The organism is Variovorax sp. GW821-FHT09D04 (assembly GCF_059416405.1).
Window position 1 is genome coordinate 33,728 of record NZ_JBWKPA010000012.1, and the last position, 17,817, is coordinate 51,544.

General features: G+C 69.3%; 16 protein-coding genes. All 16 read right to left on the minus strand.

Translation table 11 applies throughout. From position 1 onward, the window contains the following. Positions 1-36: 36 nt before the first annotated feature. Positions 37-1,008, minus strand: coding sequence for a tripartite tricarboxylate transporter substrate binding protein (locus tag AC07O4_RS27450; protein ID WP_495306175.1), 972 nt, complete (start codon positions 1,006-1,008; stop codon positions 37-39). Positions 1,009-1,030: 22 nt separating this feature from the next. Next, positions 1,031-2,740, minus strand: coding sequence for an AMP-binding protein (locus AC07O4_RS27455; RefSeq protein WP_495306176.1), 1,710 nt, complete (start codon positions 2,738-2,740; stop codon positions 1,031-1,033). Between the two features lie 25 nt (positions 2,741-2,765). After that, entirely contained in the window at positions 2,766-3,596 is an 831-nt protein-coding gene (locus AC07O4_RS27460) for an SDR family NAD(P)-dependent oxidoreductase (protein WP_495306177.1), read from the minus strand. A 25-nt stretch (positions 3,597-3,621) separates the two neighbouring features. Then, complete coding sequence (locus AC07O4_RS27465; protein ID WP_495306178.1) at positions 3,622-4,041, minus strand: MaoC family dehydratase; 420 nt, start codon at positions 4,039-4,041, stop codon at positions 3,622-3,624. A 4-nt stretch (positions 4,042-4,045) separates the two neighbouring features. Further along, on the minus strand, positions 4,046-4,498 hold the full coding sequence (locus AC07O4_RS27470; protein WP_495306179.1) for a MaoC family dehydratase N-terminal domain-containing protein: 453 nt from the start codon (positions 4,496-4,498) through the stop codon (positions 4,046-4,048). 13 nt (positions 4,499-4,511) lie between these two features. Continuing rightward, positions 4,512-5,699 (minus strand): lipid-transfer protein, encoded by a 1,188-nt coding sequence (locus tag AC07O4_RS27475; protein ID WP_495306180.1) that lies wholly within the window; start codon positions 5,697-5,699, stop codon positions 4,512-4,514. Between the two features lie 57 nt (positions 5,700-5,756). Continuing rightward, positions 5,757-6,896 (minus strand): acyl-CoA dehydrogenase family protein, encoded by a 1,140-nt coding sequence (locus tag AC07O4_RS27480; RefSeq protein ID WP_495306181.1) that lies wholly within the window; start codon positions 6,894-6,896, stop codon positions 5,757-5,759. 126 nt (positions 6,897-7,022) lie between these two features. Next, positions 7,023-7,160, minus strand: coding sequence for a hypothetical protein (locus tag AC07O4_RS27485; protein WP_495306182.1), 138 nt, complete (start codon positions 7,158-7,160; stop codon positions 7,023-7,025). Beyond that, positions 7,124-7,993, minus strand: coding sequence for a Bug family tripartite tricarboxylate transporter substrate binding protein (locus tag AC07O4_RS27490; protein WP_495306183.1), 870 nt, complete (start codon positions 7,991-7,993; stop codon positions 7,124-7,126). The genes AC07O4_RS27485 and AC07O4_RS27490 overlap by 37 nt, the downstream gene beginning before the upstream one ends. Before the next feature lie 77 nt (positions 7,994-8,070). Beyond that, a complete protein-coding gene (locus AC07O4_RS27495) occupies positions 8,071-9,072 on the minus strand; it encodes a Bug family tripartite tricarboxylate transporter substrate binding protein (RefSeq protein WP_495306184.1) in 1,002 nt (333 codons plus the stop codon). 57 nt (positions 9,073-9,129) lie between these two features. Further along, positions 9,130-10,317 carry a lipid-transfer protein gene (locus AC07O4_RS27500; protein ID WP_495306185.1) on the minus strand — a complete coding sequence of 396 codons (1,188 nt, stop codon included), beginning with the start codon at positions 10,315-10,317 and terminating at the stop codon, positions 9,130-9,132. A 19-nt stretch (positions 10,318-10,336) separates the two neighbouring features. Next, on the minus strand, positions 10,337-11,179 hold the full coding sequence (locus AC07O4_RS27505; RefSeq protein WP_062474030.1) for an enoyl-CoA hydratase/isomerase family protein: 843 nt from the start codon (positions 11,177-11,179) through the stop codon (positions 10,337-10,339). Continuing rightward, the gene (locus AC07O4_RS27510) at positions 11,176-12,747 is read right to left on the minus strand and encodes an acyl-CoA synthetase (protein WP_495306186.1); all 1,572 of its coding nucleotides are present in this window, start codon (positions 12,745-12,747) and stop codon (positions 11,176-11,178) included. Before AC07O4_RS27510 ends, AC07O4_RS27505 begins: the two co-directional genes overlap by 4 nt. 45 nt (positions 12,748-12,792) lie before the next feature. Then, on the minus strand, positions 12,793-13,731 hold the full coding sequence (locus AC07O4_RS27515; RefSeq protein WP_495306187.1) for an SDR family oxidoreductase: 939 nt from the start codon (positions 13,729-13,731) through the stop codon (positions 12,793-12,795). Between the two features lie 140 nt (positions 13,732-13,871). Then, positions 13,872-16,634 carry a winged helix-turn-helix domain-containing protein gene (locus tag AC07O4_RS27520; RefSeq protein WP_495306188.1) on the minus strand — a complete coding sequence of 921 codons (2,763 nt, stop codon included), beginning with the start codon at positions 16,632-16,634 and terminating at the stop codon, positions 13,872-13,874. A 60-nt stretch (positions 16,635-16,694) separates the two neighbouring features. Further along, positions 16,695-17,804: a CaiB/BaiF CoA transferase family protein gene (locus tag AC07O4_RS27525; protein ID WP_495306189.1), complete on the minus strand. Its 1,110-nt coding sequence runs from the start codon at positions 17,802-17,804 to the stop codon at positions 16,695-16,697. Positions 17,805-17,817: the final 13 nt, after the last annotated feature.

The following is a 17,817-nucleotide window of genomic DNA, read 5'->3' on the forward strand; positions in this document are numbered from 1 at the left end:
TCCCCGGTGCCACGGCGCTGGGGACCGCGCGATCCATCACTGCATGAAATTCGGCCCGGCCAGCTTGACCAGTTCGCGCGTGCGCACCGATTCGCTGGCGATCATGGCGCTGAACGGCTCCCGGCCCGTGCCGGCAAACTCCCCACCGCTGATGCGCACCACCTGCTCGCGGAACGCCGGGTCGGCGGCCGCGCGCACCATCAGCGCCTCGAACTTGCCGGCAATCGGCGCCGGCGTCTTGGCGCGGATCGCAAAGCCGATGAAGGTAAAGAGCGTGTAGTCGGCCACGCCGCCTTCCTGCACGGTGGGCACTCCCGGCATCAACGCGTGGCGCTTGCCCGAGGACACGCCCAGCCCGCGCACCTTGCCCGAGGCGATCAGCGGCGCCGCGCCGCCGACATCGGTCAGCGCCGCGTCGGCCACGCCGCCGATCACATCGGCGATGGCCTGCGAGGCGCCCTTGTAGGGAATGGCATTGAACTTCACGCCCGCCCGGCGCGCGAGGTCCAGCGCGCCCAGCCGGTACGAATTGCCGTAGACACCGATGCTGACCGACCCCGGCGCCTTGCGGGCCGCATCGAGCAGGTCGCCCAGCGTCTTGAACCGCGAGTCAGGCGATGTCACCAGCACGGCCGGAATGCGCACCAGGTCGAGCATCGGCGTCAGGTCTTCCACCTTGTAGGGCAGGTCCTTGATGACGAGCGGATTGATCACCATGGTGCTGTTGCTCACGAGCACCACCGAATGGCCGTCCGCCGGCGCGCCCAGCAGGTTCTGCGTGCCCACGACAAGATCGGCGCCGGGCCGGTTCTCGACGAAGGTCGCCTGCCCCGAGACGGCCCTGAACTGCTCCGCCATCAGCCGCGTGAGCGTGTCCCCGCTGCTGCCGGGCCCGATGGGCACGATGAAGCGCACCGCGCGGGAGGGATAGGCCTCGTCGGCCTGGGCCTGCGAGAGCGCGGGGACGGCCAGGGCCAGGGCCAGCCACGCGGCACCGATCTTCTTCATGTCTTGTCTCCTTAGATGGTCTTCACGTGAGCGCGAGTGCGGCAGCGCGCGCGGCCTCGTCGTGCGCGTCCTGCTGCGCCTGCATCTCGCGCCACAGGATCTTTCCGGTCGCGGTCTTGGGCAGGGCCTCGACGAACTCGACCAGGCGCGGCACCTTGTAGGCCGACAGGCGGGTGCGCGCCCATTCCGTGACCGCCTCCGGCGCCAGCGTGCCGCGCGCCGCCGGGCGCAGCACGACGAAGGCCTTGACGGTCTCGCCGCGGCGCGCATCGAAGGCCGAGATCACGCAGGCTTCCTGCACCGCCGGGTGGCCGTACAGCGAGGTCTCGATCTCGGCGGGCCAGATCTTCAGGCCCGCCGCGTTGATCATTCGCTTGAGCCGGTCGGTGACATAGAAATAGCCGTCCTCGTCGTGATGGCCGATGTCGCCGCTGCGCAGGAAGCGCTTGCCGTCGATCTCGATGGTCGCCGCCGCCGTGGCCTCCGGCTGGTTCCAGTAGCCCTCGAACAGGGTCGGCGCGTGGATCACGATTTCCCCGGGGTGCGCGGGCCCCAGCTCCGCGCCCGAATCCGGATCGATCACGCGCGCATCGCAGTTGATGTGCGGCACGCCCGCGCACTGGCGCCGCGCGGCCTGCGGCGGGTTGATGTGCGAGGCGCCGCAGGCTTCGGTGAGGCCGTAGCTTTCGATGAAGGACAGCCCCAGCCGTTCCTCGATCTTGCGGATCAGCGCCTCGGGCATGGCCGTGGCGCCGCCATAGAGCCGCCGCAGCGACGACAGGTCGCGCTGCGCAATGTCGGGCCGCGAGAACACCTCGGCCAGCATCGGCGTGACGGCGCACCAGGCGTACAGGCGCAGCCGCTCGATCAGCTCGACCACCGCGTCGCCATCCCAGCGCGACAGCAGCACGACGGTGCGCCCGACGTAGATCGCCAGGTTCATCACGTTCATGCCGGCCAGGTGGCTGGCCGGCAGCACCAGCAGCTCGGACTGGTCGGCCTGCTCCGACAGCCACTGCACGCGCTGCAGCGATGCATGGGCAAAGTTGCGGTGCGTCAGCATGGCGCCCTTGGGCTTGCCGGTGGTGCCCGAGGTGTAGGCCACCACGGCAAGGTCGCCGCCCCCGCCCTGCATCGGGGTCGGCGCGATGCCTGCCGCGAGCGCGCCGGAGAACGTGTGCAGCCCGGGGCCGCCCAACGGCCGCCGCGCTTCGCGCACGAACTCGGGAATCTCGAGGAAGGGCACATCCTGCGGCCGGCCGGCCAGCTCGGAGACCGCGCCGACCACGCAGCCGTCCAGGCGGTTGTCGTCGAGCAGGGACTGCGCCCTGTCCATCATGTCCTGCGTGGCGATCAGCACCCGCGCGCCGGAATCGCTGGCGTAGTAGGCGACCTCCTCGGCGGTGCTCATGGCGTTCATCGCCACCACCACGGCATCGCACCGCAGCACCGCGTAGTAGGCGATGACGAACTGCGGGCAGTTCTGCATCAGCAGCATCACGCGGTCGCCGCGCCGCACGCCCAGCCGCTGCTGCAGGTAGCCGGCCAGCGCCAGTGCATCCGCATGCAGGCTGCGGTAGCTGGTCGAGCGTCCGTAGTAGGAGATCGCGACCTTGTCCGGCGCGGCCTCGGCGCTTCTGGCGAGGTGGCTGAACAGGTTGCGATCGGCCACTTCCAGCGTCTGCGGAACGCCGGCGGGCCAGTGTGCGTAGTGGCGGGTCAACCGTGCCATGAAAGCTGCCTTGAGGCGTGCCTGGCTAGAAGCCGCCGCGCCCGCCGCCGCAGATCAGCGTCTGGCCGGTGACGTAGTTCGACTCCGGAATGCAGAACATGTAGACCGAGCCCGCCGCTTCCTCGGGCGTGCCGGGGCGGCCCAGCGGAATCTCGCTGCTGGCGCGCTCGATGGTCTCGGGCCGCACGCCGATGCGGATCTCCTTGCCCTCGATCTGGATCGTCTTGGCTTCCTTCACGGGCTGCGTGAGCCGGGTAGCGATGAAGCCGAAGGCCACGCAGTTCACGTTGACCTTCATGCGGCCCCATTCCTTGGCCAGCGTCTTGGTCATGCCGACCAGGCCCGCCTTGGCCGCCGAGTAGTTGACCTGGCCCGTGCTGCCCTGCGTGCCCGAGATCGAGGAGATGTTCACCACCTTGCGAAACACCTCCTTGCCGTTCTCGGCCTCGGCCTTGCTCACTTCGCGAAAGTACGGCTGCGCGGCGCGCAGCACCTGGAACGGCGCCTTCAGGTGGCAGTCCAGGATCGCGTCCCACTGCTCATCGCTCATCTTCTGGATCACGTTGTCCCAGGTGTAGCCGGCGTTGTTGACGATGATGTCGATGGCGCCGAAGGCGTCGAGCGTCGCCTTGACGAAGTTGGTGCCGAAGTCCGGCGCGGTCACACTGCTGGCGAACGCGACGGCCTGTCCGCCGGCGCCGCGGATCTCCGCCACCACCTCTTCGGCCGGTGCGGCGTCGAGGTCGTTGACCACCACCTTGGCGCCTTCATGGGCGAGCTTCAGCGCGATGCACCGGCCGATGCCGCGTCCTGCGCCGGTGACCATGGCCACTTTGCCTTCGAGATTTCTGTTCATGCTTGCTTTCTCCTGTGGATGAATTTCAAAGGGCGGCCACCACGGCTTCGCCGAGGATCTTCACGTCGCCGTTCTGGTTGGCGCACTGCACTTCGACACGCAGGCGCGGCTCGCCTTCGTGCGCGAAGCGCTCGGTCACGCGGCCGGTGCACAGCGGCACGTCGTGCACCTGCGTGATGCCGGTGAAGCGCACATGCAGGCGCCGCAGGCGCTCCTGCCCTGCCCAGTCCGTGACCAGCCGTCCCACGTAGGCGGCCGACAACATGCCGTGCGCGAACACGTCGTCCAGGCCGGCGTTGCGGGCGAAGTCGATGTCGATGTGAATCGGGTTGTGGTCGCCCGAGGCGCCGGCATACAGCGCCAGCGTGGTGCGGGAGATCGCGGGCAGCTGCAGCGCGGGAATGCTGTCACCCACCTGCAGGTCTTTCAGTGCCGGGGTCGTCATGTGGTCATGCCTGTGCGAGCTGGCGTTGCACGAGGGCCGTGCGCAGGTCGGCGATGTGCACGCCGTCCTGGTTGGTCACGCGGGTCTGCTTCACCAAAAACTCCAGCGCGCCGCCCTTCTTTTCGTAGACGTCGACGATCTTCGGCTCGTAGCTGAGGACGTCGCCGGCATAGGCCTGCGCGTGGTACTCGTAGCTTTGCTCCGCATGCAGCAGGCGCTTGAGGTCGATGCGGGCCAACTCCAGCAGCACGCGCGTCTGGAACAGCCGGCCTTCCAGGCACGACAGGAAAGTGGGCGGCACGCGCAGCGCGCGGTGGCCGGCGTCGCGTGCCACGGACGCGTCGAGGTAGGTCGCATCGGTCTCGCCGATGGCTTGCGCATACGAGCGCACGGCGCCCTCTTCGACGGTGAGGCTGCGCCTGCCGAGGGTGTGGCCGATCAGGTTGCGGTCGAGCATGTCGCGTCCCTGCTCAGTTGCGGCCGTACAGCGTCACCACGCAGGCGCCGCCGAGACCCAGGTTGTGCTGCAGCGCGAGCGTCACGCCGTCCACCTGCCGCTGGTCGGCCGTGCCGCGCAGCTGGTGCGTCAGCTCGTAGCACTGCGCCAGGCCCGTTGCGCCCAGCGGATGGCCCTTGGACAACAGGCCGCCCGACGGATTGGTCACCACCCGCCCGCCGTAGGTGTTGTCGCCGTCCTCGACGAACTTCTCGCCCTCACCCACCGGGCACAGGCCCAGTGCTTCGTAGGTCAGCAGTTCGTTCTGGGCAAAGCAGTCGTGCAGCTCGCAGACGCGGATGTCCGCGGGATCGACGCCAGCCTTCTCGTAGACCTTGTTCGCCGCCGCCTGCGCCATGTGGAAACCGGCGTAGCTGATCATCGAGGGCGGATCGAAGGACGCGACCGGGTCGGTGGTCATCGCCTGCGCCAGGATCTGCACGTCGCTGCGCAGGCCGTGCTTTTTCGCGAACTTCTCGGACACGATCAGCGCGGCGGCCGCGCCGCAGGTCGGCGGGCAGGCCATCAGGCGCGTCATCACGCCGGGCCACATCACCTTGTCGTTCATCACGTCCTCGGTGCTGAGCACGTTCCTGAAGATCGCCAGCGGGTTGGCGGCGGCATGCCGGCTGGCCTTGGCGCGGATGGCGGCGAAGGTCTGCATCTTCGTGCCGTACTTCTGCATGTGCTCGCGGCCCGCGCCGCCGAAGGTGCGCAGGGCCTGTGGCAGCTCGGGCACATCGGCCGTGAGGTCGCTCACGATGTGCGAGACGCGGGCCCGCGTGCGGGGCCGGTCGTCCCAGTGCGATTTGAGCGCGCCGGCCTGCATCTGCTCGAAGCCCAGTGCCAGCACGCAGTCGGCGTCGCCCAGCGCGACGGCCTGGCGCGCCAGGTACAGCGCGGTCGAGCCGGTCGAGCAGTTGTTGTTGACGTTGACGACCGGAATGCCGGTGAGACCGACTTCATACAGCGCGGTCTGCCCGCAGGTCGAGTCGCCGTACACGTAGCCCACGTACGCCTGCTGCACCAGCTCGTAGCCGATGCCTGCATCGGCCAGCGCGCGGCGCACCGCGTCGGCGCCCATGTCGGTGTAGCTCGGGCTCGCGCCGGGCTTGGAAAACGGGATCATGCCGACACCGCCGACCAGGACTTTTTCACTCATGGTTTCTCCAGTTCAGTAAAGGGGAAGAAGGAAGGAAAGTTGCAGGCAGCGCGGCGCCTACAGCTTGCGTGCGATGAGGTCGCGCATGACCTCGTTGGCGCCGCCCACCACGCGCGAGACGCGGTAGTCGGTGAAGGCGCGTGCGATGGGGTACTCCAGCATGTAGCCGTAGCCGCCGTGCAGCTGCACCATGTCGTCCAGGCACTTCCACAGCGCCTCGGTGGCGTACATCTTGGCGATGGCCGCCTCCTGCACGCTGAGCTTGCGGCGCAGGTGTTCGCCCAGGTAGTAGTCGACCAGCGTGCGCACGGCCACCGACTGCGCCTTGACGTCGGCCAGCTTGAACTTCGTGTTCTGGAAGTCCCACACGGTCTGGTTGAAGGCGCGGCGGTCCTTCACGTACTCGAGCGTGAGGCCGAGCAGGCGCTCCAGCGCAACAGCGGCATACAGGGCGATGATCAGGCGCTCCTGCGCCAGCTCCTGCATGAGGTAGGCGAAGCCCTGGTTCTCTTCGCCCAGGCGATTGGCCACGGGAACGCGCACGTTGTCGAAGAACAGTTCGGCGGTGTCGGCCGCGGGCTGGCCCACCTTGTCGAGCTTGCGGCCGCGGCGAAAGCCCGCGCGGTCGGACTCAACCATGATCAGGCTCACGCCCTTGGCGCCGGCGGCCGGATCGGTCTTGCACACCAGCAGCACCATGTCGCAGCTCAGGCCGTTGCTGATGAAGATCTTGCTGCCGTTGATGACGTAGTCGTCGCCGTCGCGCACGGCGGTGGTGCGGATCGCCTTCACGTCGGAGCCGCCGCCCGGCTCGGTGATGCCCACCGCCAGGATCTGCTCGCCGCGGCAGATGCCCGGCAGCCATTGCTGTTTCTGCGCTTCGGTGCCCAGGCGCACGATGTACGGCGCAATGATGTCGGAGTGCAGCGAGAACCCCGCGCCCGACACACCTGCGCGATGCACCTCTTCGAGCACGACCGCCGCATGGCCGAAGTCGCCGCCACCGCCGCCGTATTCGGCCGGCACCGTCACGCACAGCAGGCCTTCGCGGCCGGCCTTGAGCCAGGTCTCGCGGTCGATCCGGCCGGCCTGGTCCCACGCCGCCTGGCGCGGCACGCACTCGCGTTCAAAGAAGCGCTGTGCGCTGGGCCTGAGCATTTCGTGGTCTTCGCGAAAGACCGTGCGATTCACATCCACTGGGAGCTCCTCTCGATGCGTCTGTTGATGGAACTTCGGCGTTGGGGAAACCGGTCGCCTTGGGGTTCATGATCGCCACTCGCCGCGCAAGATTCACTAGCCGTAATGGCGAGTCGGCGCACGCATTCAGTCCATCTTTGCGCCCGAGATCCGAACGAGCTTCTCGATGACCGGCCCGCTGGCTTCGAAGCCCTCGCGCGCCTCCTTGGCGCTGTTGCCAACGCCGATCAGGCCGAAGACCTGGAACCGCGCCTTGAGCTGCACGGTTTGAATGGCCGCCTCGCCTCCTTCTCCAGACGGGCGAGCACGGGCGCCGGGGTGCCCGCGGCCACCATCATGGTCAGCCCGCCGATGATCTTGAACTCCGGGTCGCGAAAGCCGGCCTCGATCAGCGTCGGCACGCCCGGCAGGTCGTCGAGCCGCTGCTCGCCCACCACGGCCAGCGGCCGCAACTGGCCGCTCGCGAAGTGCGGCGACAGGGAGCCGGCCGTGGCGAAGGCCCAGGGGATGTGGCCTCCGATGAGGTCCTGGATCATGGGCGCCTCGCCCTTGTAGGGCACATGCGACATGCCGAGTTGCCGTGATTCGCCGAGGTAGGAACTCATCAGGTGCCCGGACGAGCCCACGCCATAGGAGCCGTAGCTGACCTTGCCTTTGTTGGACCTGGCCCATGCAATGAACTCCGTCATGTTCCTGGCAGGCACATCCTTGTGCACTGCCAGCACCAGGCTCGCATCGCAGATGTGCGTCACGAAGGCGAGGTCCCTGCGCACGTCGTAGGGCACCTTCGAGAAGGTGTGGTGCGCGTAGTAGATGGGCGTGGTGTGCGTCACCAGCAGCGTGTAGCCATCGGCAGGTGCGCGCGCGACGAGCTGCGTGGCCAGCATGCCCGACGCGCCGGGCTTGTTGTCGACGACGATGACCTGCCCCAGCGCCTTGCCCATCGCGTCGGCCAGCGAGCGTGCAATGGCATCCGACGCGCCGCCGGCCGGCGCGGGCACGACCATGGTGATGGAACGGGTCGGAAAGCCCTGGGCGAAGCCCGGAGCGCTGCACGCCAGGGCGGCGGCGAGCACGAAGGTCTGGATGCGGTGCATGGCGGGTTCCTCGCCGGACGCACGGTCCGGACAGATGGCAGGACGGACAGGTCGAACGCGAAAGGGCCGCCGCCGCGCTACTCCGGCTGAAGGCCCGTGGTCGTGATGTAGTGCTTCCAGCGCGCCTGGTCTTCGCGGATGGCCTTCGTGAACTCAGCCGAGGCCGCCGGGTAGGCCGCCGTGCCGCGCCGCGCGAAATGCGCCTGGGCTTCAGGCGACGCGACGAACTCCACGGCCAGCAGCGAGAGCTTGTCCACGATGGGCCGCGGCGTGCCGGCCGGCGCGAACAGGCCCAGCCAGCTCGTCAGGGTGGCATCGCCCAGGCCCAGCTCGCCCAGCGTGGGCACATCGGGCAGCGCCGCAACGCGCACCGGGCTCGACACCGCCAGTGCCCGGAGCTTGCCGCCTTCCACCTGCGGCACGGCCTGCGACACCTCCAGCATCGCGTAGTCGATGGTGCCGGCGAGCAGGTCGGGCAGCATGCCCGACGAGCTCTTGTAGGGCACGTCCAGCGCCTGGACCTTCGCCAGGCCGTTGATCGCCGCGGTCATGACCTTGTAGCCCGATGTGCTGGTGCCATAGCTGAGCTTTCCGGGATGGGCGCGCGCGGCCGCCAGCAAGGCGTCCAGGCTGCGGTACGGCGACGTGGCCGGCACCGTCACCACGATGGGGACCACGGACATGCGCGCGATCGGCAGCAGGTCCTTGTTCGCGTCGTAGGGCAGGCTCTTGAACATGTAGGGGTTGGCGGCCACGGCGCTGGCCACCGCCAGCAGCAGCGTGTAGCCGTCGGGCGCAGCCTTGGCCACGTGGTCCGACGCCAGGATGCTGTTGGCGCCAGGCCGGTTCTCCACATAGAACGACTTGCCGGTCTTGTCGCTGAGGTACTTGGCGGCCAGCCGGGTGAAGTCATCGACCCCAGTGCCCGCGCCGCTGACCGACACGATGCGCACCGGCCGGTCGGGGTAGGCCGCGGGCTGCGCCGTCGCCGATCCGGCAAGGCCCAGCAAGGCCCCCCACAGGCTGAGCCGCAGGACCCGCCGGTGCAGGGTGGTGGCATCTTGCGAGTGCGTGAACATGGTCTTGTCTCCTGGTGAAAGTCGGAAAGCCGCGACGACGGGAACCGTCTGAAAAACTCAATGCCTGCCGTACAGCGTGACCACGCAGGCGCCGCCCAGGCCCAGGTTGTGCTGCAGCGCCAGCCGCGCGCCCTCGACCTGGCGCTGGTCCGCAGTGCCGCGCAGCTGGTGCGTCAGCTCGTAGCACTGCGCCAGGCCGGTGGCGCCCAGCGGATGGCCCTTGCACAGCAGGCCGCCGGAAGGATTGGTGACGACGCGGCCACCGTAGGTGTTGTCGCCGTCCAGCACGAACTGCTCGGCGCCGCCTTCGGGGCACAGGCCCAGCGATTCGTAGCTCAACAGTTCGTTGTGCGCGAAGCAGTCGTGCAGTTCGACCACCGGGATGTCCCGCGGATCGACGCCGGCCTGTTCGTAGACCGCGCGCGAAGCGCGCTGCGCCATGTAGCTGCCGACGAAGCCTTTCATGGTCGGCGGCTCGAAGGACTCCTGCGGGTCCGTGACCATGGCCTGTGCCAGGATCGCGACGTCGGTGCGCAGGCCGTGCCGCCGCGCGAACGCGGGCGAGCAGACGACCGCGGCGGCCGCGCCGCAGGTGGGCGGGCAGGCCATCATGCGGGTCATCACGCCCTCCCACATGACCTGGTCGTTCATGACGTCTTCGGTCGTCACGACCTTCCTGAACAGCGCCAGCGGGTTGTTCGCGGCATGGCGACTGGCCTTGGCGCGGATCGCGGCGAAGGTGGACATCCGGGTGCCGTACTGGCGCATGTGCTCGCGGCCGGCGCCGCCGAAGGTCACCAGGTTGCGCGGGATCTCGCCGGCATCGCCGCACAGCGCGTCCTGGATCGGCAGCACGTCGCCGCGCGGGATCGGGCGATCCGGAAAGTTGGAACGCGTGGCCCCCGGCTGCATCTGCTCGAAGCCCAGCGCCAATGCGCACTCGACCTGCCCGCTCTGTACCGCGGCGCGCGCCAGGTAGAGCGCGCTGGAGCCGGTGGCACAGGCGTTGTTGACGTTGAACACCGGAAGGGCCGTGCGGCCCACGCGGTACAGCACGCCTTGCCCGCAGCTCGTGTCGCCATAGACATAACCGGCGAACGCCATCTGCAACTGGCCGTAGCCGATGCCGGCGTCGGCCAGTGCCAGGCGCACGGCATCGCCGCCCATCTCCAGGTAGCTGGGGCCCGCGCCGGGCTTGGTGAAAGGCACCATGCCGACGCCGGCGACCAAAACGTTGTCAGTCATGCGGTTGTTCCTTCGCGATTCAGGAGGTGGACCGCCCGGCCGCCATGCGGTCCCAGTCGTAGCGGAAGGCGCCGTCGCGCGCGAAGTCGGCCACGGCCTGGGCGTGATAAGGCGTCTGCATGGCCACGGCCTGCGCGCTGGCCTCGGCCGTGAACATCGCGGCGCAGTCGGTCTCGAAACTTCGGTTGACCAGGTTCTTGGTCATGCCGGCCGCCTCGCGCGGGCCTGCGCACAGGCGCTGCGCAAACGCCCTCGCCTCGGCCTGCAGCGCATCGTCCGCATGGACCGCATGCACGAGGCCCCAGGCCTGCGCCTCCTCGGCCCCCAGGCGGCGCGCCGTCAGCATGAGCTCCTTCGCGCGGGACAGGCCCACGATGCGCGGTAGCGTGTGCAGCAGGCCGAAGTCGGGCACGGCGCCCAGGCGCGCGAACGAGGCGCAGAACACCGCACGCGTCGATGCGAGCACGAAGTCGGCCTGCAGGGCCAGGCCGAAGCCCGCGCCGTAGGCCGGCCCGTCGACAGCGGCGACCACCGGCACCTCCAGCTCACGCAGGCGGGTCAGCCACTGGTGCGCCTTGCGCAGCCGGCCACGCATGTAGTCCGCCGTCGCCACGCTCGGGTCGGTCAGCCGCTCGCGCATGAACTTGACGTCGCCGCCGGCCGAGAAGCTGCCGCCCGAGCCGGTGATCAGCAGCACGCGGATCTCGCGGTCGCTCTCGACGCGCGCGATCACGTCGACGTAGTCCATCTGCAGTTCGGTCGACAGCGCATTGCGCAGCGCCGGGCGCTGGTGGCTGAGTTCGGCGATGCCGCCTTCGATGCGCAACTGCGACGCACGCAGGGTTTCGGTGGTGTCGTTCATGTCTGTGGTTCCTGGTTCAGTTCAGGCCTGGCATAGCGCTCGCGCAGCGCGCGCTTGTAGAGCTTTCCGGTAGGAAGGCGCGGCATCTCGTCGATGAAGTCCACCGAGCGCGGCAGCATGTAGCTCGCGACCTTGCCGCGCAGGAAGGCGATGAGCGCTTCGGCCAATGCCGGCGTGGGCGCCACGCCGGGCGCGGGCTCGATGACGGCCTTCACGGCCTCGCCCATCTCGGGGTCGGGCACGCCGATCACGGCGGCGTCCTGCACGCTGGGGTGCAGGGCCAGCGCATCCTCGATGGCCTGCGGGTAGATGTTCACCCCGCCCGAAATGATCATGTAGAAGAGCCGGTCGGTCAGGTACAGGTAGCCGTCCGTGTCGAGGTGGCCGATGTCGCCGATCGCGGTCCAGTTCGGGTGCCGTGGATGCTGGGCCGCGCGGGTCTTGCCAGGGTCGCGGTGATAGTGAAAGGGCAGCTTGTCGCGCTCGAAATAGATCAGCCCGTCCTTGCCCGCCGGAAGCTCGTTGCCGTCGTCGTCGCAGATGCGCAGCACGCCCAGCACGGCACGGCCCACCGAGCCGGGGTGCGCGAGCGCTTCACGGCTGTCGATGGAGGTCAGGCCGTTGCCTTCGCTGCCGCCGTAGTACTCCACCACGATCGGGCCCCACCAATCGATCATGCGCCGCTTGACCTCGGCGGGACACGGCGCCGCGGCATGGATGGCCACGCGGTGGCTGGACAGGTCGAAGGCGTCGCGGGAGGCGTCCGGCAGCTTCAGCAACCGGATGAACATGGTCGGCACCCACTGGCTGTGGGTGATGCGGTAACGCTCGATCAGCGCCAGCGACTCGACCGCATCGAACTTGGGCATGAACACCACGGTGCCGCCGAAGAAGTGCGTGTTGGTCGCATAGGACAGCGGGGCCGCGTGGTACAGCGGCGCCGTCGACAGGTAGACCGAACCGGCGTCGAACTTGTACCGGTGCATCATCATCAGGCGCGGGTCGGCCACGTCGTCGTCGAAGCGCGCACGGGCCGCCGCGCGCACGATGCCCTTGGGCCGGCCGGTCGTGCCGGAGCTGTACAGCAGCGTGCCGCCCACCCACTCCTCGGCCAGCCGCTGCGCCGGCGCGCCGGCCACGGCCTGCTCGTAGGACTCCCACCCGGGAATGACGCCGTCGATCATCAGCCGCCGCGTGCAGTGCGGCGTGGTGCCGGCGAGTTCGGCCGCGACACCGGCCATCGCGACCGAGGAGATCAGCACCTTCGCACCGCTGTCCTCCACGATGTAGGCCACCTCCCCCGCCGTGAGGAACCGGTTGACCGCCGTCAGCAGCAGCCCCGAACGGAAGGCGGCCCAGGCCACCTCGAAGCAGCGCATGTGGTTCTCCAGCAGCATCGCAATGCAATCGCCGCGGCGCAGGCCCTGGGCGTACAGCACCTGTGCGAGCCGGTTGGAGCGTTCGTCCAGTTCGCGGTAGCTGAGGCGCTCGCCGCTGCTGCCGTTGATGACGGCGGGCTTGTCCGGCGTCAGGGCGGCAAAGTCTCCGAGGTAGTTCGCCGTTTTCATGCGGTGCCTCCTGGGGCGGACCGGTGTCCGCAGTCCTTGTTCATGTCAGGCGTTCGACGCATTCAGCTGGCCGCTCAGGTCGGCGTTCGGCGCCGCGCGCGCGATGAGGCCGGGCAGCACCTCGCCCAGCTCGGCGGCGGTCCAGCGGCTGTCCTTCTGCACGTGAGGGCCGGCACGCCACCCTTCGGCCACCGTGATGCGCCCGCCCTTGGCGCCGAACACCCGGCCGGTGACGGCGCCGGAATGCACGCTGCCCAGCCAGACGACCAGCGGCGCCACGTTCGCCGCGTCCAGCGGGTCGAACCCGGCGGCGCCGGCCGGTGCCTTGGGGTTGAGCTGGCCGCTCTTGAACAGGTCTTCGGTCAGGCGGCTCATCGCGGTCGGGTAGATCGCATTGACCGTCGCGCCGTAGCGCTCCAGCTCGCGCGACGCGACGATGGTCATGTTGGCGATGCCGGCCTTGGCCGCGCCATAGTTGGTCTGCCCGACGATGCCGTACAGGCCGGACGACGAACTGGTGTTGACGACGCGCGCCACGCGCGGGCGGCCGGCCTTGGCTTCTTCGCGCCAGTACGCGGCGGCATGGCGCATCGGTGCGAAGGTGCCGCGCAGGTGGACGCGGATCACGGCGTCGAAATCGTCGATGTCCATGTTCACGAGCGTCTTGTCGCGCAGGATGCCGGCGTTGTTGACCAGCACGTCGAGCCCGCCGAACGCGGTGATCGCGGCCTCGATCAGCCGCTTGGCACCCTCCCAGTCGGACACGTCGTCGGTGTTGGCCACGGCCTCGCCGCCCATCGCGCGGATCTCGGCCACCACTTCCTGCGCGGGGCCGTTCATGGCGCCCGTGCCGTCGGGCCTGGCGCCCAGGTCGTTGACGACCACCTTCGCGCCCTGGCGCGCGAACTCCAGTGCGTATTCGCGGCCGAGGCCGCGGCCGGCGCCGGTGATGACGACCACGCGGTCCTTGCAGAGCTGTTGCATCTCCATTCCTTTCGTTTCGCTGGGATCGATGTGCCGGACCGGGCGGTCCGCAGCGGCAGTCGCCTGACAGGCGCTGTCGCATGCATCGATGATGCGAAGCCGAAGGCCGCGAGCCACTAGCCGCGATGGCTAGCCGGTGTTCAGTGCAGCCTGGGGGTTTCCCGGACCAGCGAGAGATCGCGCATGCGCGCAACCGCTTCGTCGCGCTCGGCGACGCCCAGCTTGCTGTAGATCTTGCGCAGATGCCACTTCACGGTGTGGGGCGTGACGCCCAGCACGCGGGCAATCTTCTTGTTGGGCATGGCCTGCGCCACGAGGTCGAGCACCTCGCGCTCGCGCTCGTTGAGCAGGTCGACGGCCACGCCTTCGGCTGCGGCGCTCTTGGCCATGCGGACGGCCGCACGTGCGCGTCGCGTGGCCGCGGCCGCCTCCAGCAGCCGCCGTGCATAGAACGCAAGGACCGGGTCGAGCGCCGCATCCGCCAGCAGCGCATCGAGGAGCGACGGCACGTTCGCCGATACGTCCAGCAGGCTGCGCACGAGACCGAGCCGATGGCCCAGCCGCAAGGCTTCGATCGCCTGCTCACGCGCGGGCCGCTGGTTGCCGCGCCCCGACTCCGCGATGGCCAGTTGCAGCCGAAGGGCCGCCAGGATGCGCAACCGGCCAGCCGATTCGGTGCACGCCACGAGGGGCTTCAGGCAATCGACGGCGCCGTCGAAGTCATTCCAGTGCAGGCACATGTCGGCACGCGCACGCTCGGTGATGCGCCAGGTTTCGGCGGCCGTGCCCTTGCCCGCCTCGGCATGGCGCACATTCAGCACCTTGATCCGCTCGAACACCTGGTCGGCCTGCGCGGTCTCGCCTTGCTTGAGGTACAGGCGCAGGCGCAGGACCAGCGCATGCGCGAGCAGGCGATCCAGGCTGTGGCGCACGGCGTAGTCCTCCAGGTGATCGAGATGGTCGAGCGCTTCGAGGCGGCGGCCCGCGAGCCAGTGCGCGCACGCCAGGACGACGAAGGCGCGCAGCACCGCATCGGGAATCGAGGCGCGCTCCAGCACCTCGATGCGAGGCTCGAGCAGGCTGCAGGCGGCCTCGAGTTCGTTCCACTCGTAGAGCACGTCGCTTTGCAGGCCCGCGGCCATGCTGGCCACGCCGATGCGGGCGGCGCCGTGCCCTTGCGCCTCCTGCAGCACCGCGCGGAACAGGTGTTCGGCTTCGGTCATGCGGCCTTCGAGCGCGAAGCTCATGCCGGCGAGGCAGCGCGCGATCAGGCCGCGCCCGGTCGAGGTGCCGTGCTGCTGCGCGGCCTCTTCCAGCAGCGCGCGGGCCTCGGCGTAGGCATCGCGGTACATGTGCATCCAGGCCAGCAGGTGGTTGCGCCCCGCGAAGATGGCCTGCGCGTCGTCAGGAATGGCTTCGAGCTGCGGCGCGATCGCCAGCAGGGTCTCGGTGTCGTCGCGCTGAAGGGCCAGGCCGCCGCGCAGCAGCGTGAGCCCCCGGCGCTGCAGTGCGTCCAGCGTGTCGAATTCCGCCTCCAGCTGCGAGATGCTGCCCTCCAGCGCTTCGATGTCGCGCGCATACAGGCGCAGGTAGGCCGCCACGAGCCGAAGCCCGAAGCGCGCCTGCACCTGGGTCGTCGGCAGCCGCCGCATGAGGCCACCCAGCGAGGTCAGTTCGCCCCGGGCCAGCAGGTCGGACGCGCAGGCCTCCACGATGTCGGCCGCCGCGTGCGCATCGCCCGCCAGCACCGCATGGCGCACGGCTTCGTCGAAGTGCCCGTGCGCCTCGAACCAGCGCCAGGCCGCGCCGTGCAGCACACCGCGTTCCTCGCCCGGCAGCCTTTCCAGGCGCGCCAGCAGGATCTCGCGCAGCAGCGGATGCACGCGATACCAGGTCTCGCGGTCGTGGCTGCTGACCTGGCTGATGAACAGGTTCTCGCTGTCCAGGCGTGCCAGCCGCAACGCCATGTCCGCACCGGCGTGCGGCAGCACCAGCAACGCGGCGCACAGGGAGGCGCAGAAACGGTTGCACAGGGCCAGCCGCGTGAGCAGCGCCAGCTCATCGGGCGGCAGGTGCGCCAGCACCTCGCCTTCGAAGTAGCTGGCGAAGGCCTGTGCGTCGCGCACCTGCACCCGGGCATACGGGGCGCCCCGCTTGGCCTGCATGTCGACCACGAACAGCTGCAGGCCGGCCACCCAGCCATCGGTGAGCTCGTGCAGCACCTGCACGTCGCGCTTGTCGATGCTGGCCAGCTGCTCGCGCAGGAAGCGCTCGGTTTCCTCGGCAGTGAAGCGCAGGTCGCGCAGGTCGAACTCGCTCACGAGGCCCTGGGAGCGCAGCCGCGCGAACGACAACGGCAAGGCGGTGCGCGAGGCGAAGGCCAGGTGCAGCCGCGGCGGTGCGTAGTCGAGCAGCCACTGCAGCACCTGGAAGATGCGGGCGTCCTCCAGGTGCTGAAGGTCGTCGAGCATCAGCACCAGCTCCCGCGAGCGCGACGAGATGGCCTGCACGACGGTGATCACGGCATGCTCGAGCGCCGACTCATCGCTGTCCCGCCCCATCAGCAGCGCCGCCTCGCGCACCGCGTCGGGATCGACTTCGCCGATGCTGGCCAGCAGGCAGTCGAAGAAGCGTGTCGGCTCGCAGTCTTCGGCGGACAGTGAGAGCCAGGCGACATCGAAGTCCAGCGCCAGCAGGGCCTGCCGCCAGGCCACCAGCGTGCTGGTCTTGCCGCTGCCCGCGGGCCCCTGCACGACCACGCAGCGCTGGCGCCGGGCCTCCAGCAGCCGCGCCTGCAAGGCGTCGCGCGGCACCAGCCGGCGCGACGGACGTGGCGGAAGCAGCTTGGTGCTGGCGACCGGTTCGATCCTGCGCTCCGGCACCGTCGCAAGGCTGGGGTTCAAGGATTCATCCATGGACACGAAGGAAGAAACTCCCCGCAGTATGGAGCGCCGATGCGCAAGTCAGCGTCGCGCGGTGCGCCATTCGGCGGCGATGGCGGCGAGGTCGGCGTCCGGCCGTTCCTGGGGCGCCCTGGGCATGGCGGGCACGGTGCGGCTGAAGCGCGGCGCCGGGGCCGGCTGCACCACGCCCTCGACCTCGACGAAGGTGCCGCGCGCCTTCATGTGCGCATGCTGCGGCGCCTCGGCAAAGGACAGCACCGGCGCAAAGCAGACATCGCTGCCTTCGAGCAGGTCGCACCACTGTTGCCGCGTGCGCGACTTGAAGCGCTGCGCGATCTGCACCTTGGCCTGTGCCCATGCGCCGCGATCGTGCTGGTCGCCGAGCGCTGCAGCATCGAGGTCCAGCTTCTGCAGCAGCTGCGCATAGAAGCGCGCCTCGATCGGGCCGACCGAGATCCATCCGCCGTCCTGGCATTCGTAGACCTCGTAGAACGGCGCGCCGGTGTCCAGGATGTTGGTGCCGCGCCGCTCGTCCCACAAGCCCGCGGCATGCAGGCCGTAGAAGGAGGTGGCCAGCGAGGCCGCGCCGTCGACGATGGCGGCATCGACCACCTGGCCCTGGCCGGAGCTGCGCGCTTCCAGCAGCGCCGCCAGCACGCCCATCACCAGGTAGAGCGCGCCGCCGCCCATGTCGCCGGCCAGGGCCAGGGGAATCGAAGGCGCCTGGTCCTTGCGGCCGATGGCGTTCAGCGCACCGGTGAGCGCGAGGTAGTTCACGTCATGGCCCGCCGCATGCGCGAGCGGGCCGGTCTGGCCCCAGCCCGTCATGCGGCCGTACACGAGGCGTGCATTGCGCGCGAGACAGATTTCAGGCCCGAGCCCGAGGCGCTCCGCCACGCCGGGCCTGAATCCCTCGATCAGCACGTCGGCGTTCTCCACGAGTTCCAGCACCTGCGCGACGGCCGCGGGCTGCTTGAGGTCGAGCGTCGCGCATTGGCGGTTGCGCAGCAGCAGGTTGTATTTGGCCGGGCGCTTGACGCCCAGGTCGGCCGCCTCGGTGCGATCGACGCGCAGCACCGTGGCGCCCAGGTCGGCCAGCAGCATGCAGGCCATGGGGCCCGGGCCGATGCCGGCGAGCTCCACGATCCTGATTCCTTGCAAGGGTCCCATTCGCTTGTCTCCT